This is a genomic window from Mycobacterium sp. E3247 (assembly GCF_001667785.1).
GTDB lineage: Bacteria > Actinomycetota > Actinomycetes > Mycobacteriales > Mycobacteriaceae > Mycobacterium.
Genome location: NZ_LZJG01000332.1, coordinates 1 through 4,427, shown reverse-complemented (window position 1 = coordinate 4,427; position 4,427 = coordinate 1). Strand labels below are relative to the sequence as shown.

Annotated in this window: 4 protein-coding genes; all 4 read left to right on the top strand. The window is 69.0% G+C overall.

Features of this window, described 5'->3' with window-relative positions; translation table 11 throughout:
- Positions 1 to 1,035: 4Fe-4S dicluster domain-containing protein (locus A9X04_RS18440; RefSeq protein ID WP_369828972.1), on the top strand; the 1,035-nt coding region annotated here is incomplete at its 5' end.
- Positions 1,032 to 1,700: a nitrate reductase molybdenum cofactor assembly chaperone gene (gene narJ / locus A9X04_RS18435; protein ID WP_067923497.1), complete on the top strand. Its 669-nt coding sequence runs from the start codon at positions 1,032 to 1,034 to the stop codon at positions 1,698 to 1,700. The genes A9X04_RS18440 and narJ, both read left to right, overlap by 4 nt.
- Entirely contained in the window at positions 1,693 to 2,424 is a 732-nt protein-coding gene (gene narI / locus A9X04_RS18430) for a respiratory nitrate reductase subunit gamma (protein ID WP_067923494.1), read from the top strand. The genes narJ and narI overlap by 8 nt, the downstream gene beginning before the upstream one ends.
- Positions 2,425 to 2,576: 152 nt before the next feature.
- Positions 2,577 to 4,427 (top strand): translational GTPase TypA (typA, locus tag A9X04_RS18425; protein ID WP_067923500.1); only part of this gene is annotated, 1,851 nt, incomplete at its 3' end.

Here is a 4,427-nt window from a genome sequence, read left to right as displayed (position 1 = left end):
GGCGCGATGTACAAGCGCAGCGAGGACGGCATCGTGCTGGTCGACCAGGACCGCTGCCGCGGCTGGCGGATGTGCGTCTCCGGATGTCCTTACAAGAAGGTCTATTTCAATCACAAGACCGGAAAAGCCGAAAAGTGCACGCTGTGCTATCCGCGGATGGAGGTCGGGTTGCCGACCATCTGCTCGGAGACCTGCGTGGGGCGGCTGCGGTATTTGGGCCTGGTCCTCTACGACGTCGATCGGGTGCTGGAGGCGGCCTCGGTGGAGAACGAAACCGACCTCTACGAAGCGCAGCGCCGAATCCTGTTGGACCCGAACGATCCCGACGTGATCGCCGCCGCGCGGGCGGAGGGCATCTCCGACGAGTGGATCGAGGCCGCGCAGCGCTCGCCGGTGTACGCGTTGATCAATCACTACGAGGTCGCGCTGCCCCTGCACCCGGAATACCGCACCATGCCGATGGTCTGGTACATCCCGCCCCTGTCACCGGTCGTCGACGCGGTGAGCCGCGACGGTCACGACGGGGAAGAGCTGGGCAACCTGTTCGGCGCGCTGGACGCGTTGCGCATCCCCATGCAGTACCTGGCGGAACTGTTCACCGCCGGTGACACCGCCGTGGTCGAGGGCGTGCTGCGACGGCTGGCGGCGATGCGCTCCTACATGCGTGACATCAACCTCGGGCGCGAGACCCAGCCGCACATACCGCATTCCGTCGGGATGACCGAGGAGCAGACGTACGAGATGTACCGGCTGCTCGCCATCGCGAAATACGAAGAGCGGTATGTCATTCCGACCGCGTTCGCCCCGCAGGCCCGTGACCTCGAGGACATGGGTTGCTCGTTGACGGGCGACGGTGGCCCGGGCATGTACGAGTCGGGCGAGCCGGTCCCCGTCTCCGTCGAGACGTTCCACGCGCTCAAGCGGCCCGGCGGCGAGGCGGCCGCCGACGGCAACGGCCGGCGGCGGGTGAACCTGCTCAACTGGGACGGGCGCCAGGTACCCGCCGGCATGTTTCCCGAAGAGCAGAAGAGGTGAAGCTGCTCACCGGCCGGCGCGGGCGGGCCGACACCCTGCAGGACCGACTGGTGTGGCAGTCGGCGTCGTTGCTGTTGGCTTACCCCGACGACGAGCTGCCGGCTCGGCTGAGCACCGTCGGGGAGCTGCTCGCTCACCTCAACGGGCCCGCGGCGGAGCTGCTCGGCCAGACCGTGGCCGCGCTGCGCGCCCGCGAGCCGATGGCCGCGGCGATGGACTACGTCGCGACGTTCGACATGCGGCGCCACTGCACGATGTACCTGACGTACTGGACCGCCGGGGATACCCGCAACCGTGGCCGGGAGATGCTGGAGTTCGCCACCGCCTACCGGCAATCGGGGGTGGCGCCGCCGCGCGCCGAGGCGCCCGATCACCTGCCCGTCGTGCTCGAGTTCGCCGCCACCGTCGACCCCGAGGTGGGGCGGCGGCTGCTGACCGCGCACCGGGTCCCCATCGACGTGCTGCGCGGCGCCCTCGCCGACGCGAAGTCGCCCTACGAGCCCAGCGTGGCGGCGGTGTGCGCGACGCTGCCCGCCGCGACCGACTCCGACGTGCGCCGCGCTGAGCGCCTGGCGAAGGCCGGGCCGCCCGCGGAAGCCGTTGGGCTGCAACCCTTTGACTTGACGGTACCGCCCCGACGCGAAGGAGGAGCGCGGAGTGTTTAGCAACGTACTGTTCTGGGATATCGCGCCGTACGTCACCCTGACGGTGTTGATCGTCGGCACCTGGTGGCGCTACCGCTACGACAAGTTCGGCTGGACCTCCCGCTCCTCGCAGATCTACGAGTCGCGGCTGCTGCGGATCGCCAGCCCGATGTTTCACTTCGGCATCCTCGCGGTTTTCGCCGGGCACGTGATGGGCTTGTTCATCCCGCCGCGGGTGACGCACATGTTGAAGCTGAGCGACCACGCCTATCACCTGCAGGCGGTCATCGCCGGATCACTGGCGGGCTTTGCGGCCCTGGCCGGAATCGGGCTGCTGATCTACCGGCGGTTCACCCGCCCGGCGGTGTCCATGGCGACCACGCGCAGCGACAAGGTGATGTATGTGGTGCTGGTGCTGGCCATCGTGGTGGGCCTGTACTGCGACCTGATCGGCACCGGCCCGCACGGCGGCGAGTTCCATTACCGCTACACGGTCGGCCTGTGGTTCCGCCGGATCTGGATCCTGCAACCGCACGGCGAAGTGATGATCAACGCGCCGCTGGACTACCAGCTGCACGCGCTGATCGGCATGGTGCTGTTCACGCTGCTGCCGTTCACCCGGCTGGTGCACGTCTTGAGCGCGCCTGTCGCCTACCTGTTCCGGCCCTACATCGTCTACCGCAGCCGCGACGAGGCCGGACAGGGCGAACTGGTCGGCGCGGCGCCCCGCCGAAGGGGCTGGTAGGCGGGCCGGCCGCCGGGTGTGCGCTGAGGGCTTTCCGGGTGCGCTCAGGGCGGCGACGCGCCGCGGCGGGCCGCCCCCGACGCACACCGGACCGGGCGCTCGCCCGCCTGCCAGTTCGCTTTGTCATGCCCCCCGCTGCCACAATCACCGACGTGCCATTCCGTAACGTCGCCATCGTCGCCCACGTCGACCACGGCAAAACGACCCTGGTGGACGCGATGCTGCGGCAGTCGGGGGCGCTGCACCACCGCGGCGACGACACCCAGGAACGCATCTTGGACAGCGGTGACCTCGAAAAAGAAAAGGGCATCACCATCCTGGCCAAGAACACCGCCGTGCATCGCCACAACCCGGACGGAACGGTGACGGTCATCAACGTGATCGACACTCCCGGGCACGCCGACTTCGGCGGGGAGGTGGAGCGCGGCCTGTCCATGGTGGACGGGGTGTTGCTGCTGGTCGACGCGTCCGAGGGGCCGTTGCCGCAGACGCGGTTCGTGCTGCGCAAGGCGCTGGCCGCGCACCTGCCGGTGATTCTCGTCGTCAACAAGACCGACCGGCCCGACGCGCGCATCGCCGAGGTGGTGGAGGCCAGCCACGACCTGCTGCTCGACGTCGCCTCCGACCTCGACGACGAGGCCGCCAAGGCGGCCGAGCACGCGCTGGGCCTGCCGACGCTGTACGCGTCCGGCCGGGCCGGCATTGCGAGCACCGAACAGCCCGCCAACGGCGAGGTGCCTTCTGGCGACAACCTGGACCCGTTGTTCGACGTGCTGATGGAGCACATCCCGGCGCCGTCCGGTGACGCCGAGGCGCCGCTACAGGCGTTGGTGACCAACCTCGACGCGTCGGCGTTTCTCGGCCGGCTCGCGCTGATCCGCATCTACAACGGCAAACTGCGCAAGGGCCAGCAGGTCGCCTGGATGCGGGAGGTCGACGGCCTGCCCGTGATCACCAGCGCCAAGATCACCGAACTGCTCGCCACCGAGGGCGTCGAGCGCAGCCCCACCGACGAGGCCGTGGCCGGCGACATCGTGGCGGTCGCCGGCCTGCCCGAGATCATGATCGGCGACACCCTGGCCGACCCCGAACACGCCCACGCGCTGCCGCGGATCACCGTCGACGAGCCCGCGATCTCGGTGACGATCGGCACCAACACGTCGCCGCTGGCGGGCAAGGTATCGGGCCACAAGCTGACCGCGCGGATGGTGCGCGGCCGGCTCGACCAGGAGCTGGTGGGCAACGTGTCGATCCGGGTCGTCGACATCGGCCGGCCCGACGCGTGGGAGGTGCAGGGCCGCGGCGAGCTCGCCCTGGCGGTGCTGGTCGAGCAGATGCGCCGCGAGGGTTTCGAGCTCACCGTCGGCAAGCCGCAGGTGGTGACCCGCACGATCGACGGCAAGCTGCATGAGCCGTTCGAGGCGATGACCATCGACTGCCCGGAAGAGTTCGTCGGCGCGATCACCCAGCTGATGGCCGCCCGCAAGGGCCGCATGGAGGAGATGACCAACCACGCCGCAGGCTGGGTCCGGATGGATTTCATCGTGCCCAGCCGCGGCCTGATCGGGTTCCGCACCGATTTCCTGACCATCACGCGCGGCACCGGGATCGCCAACGCCGTGTTCGACGGCTACCGGCCGTGGGCGGGGGAGATCCGGGCCCGCCACACCGGTTCGCTGGTCTCCGATCGCGCCGGAACCATCACGCCGTTCGCGCTGATTCAGCTTGCCGACCGGGGCCAGTTCTTCGTCGAACCCGGCCAGGACACCTACGAGGGCATGGTCGTCGGAATCAACCCGCGCGCAGAGGATCTCGACATCAACGTCACCCGGGAGAAGAAGCTCACCAACATGCGGTCGTCGACGGCGGACGTCATCGAGACCCTGGCCAAGCCGCTCGAGCTCGACCTGGAACAGGCCATGGAGTTCTGCGCGCAGGACGAATGCGTCGAGGTGACCCCGGAGATCGTTCGCGTGCGCAAGGTGGAGCTGGATGCCACGACC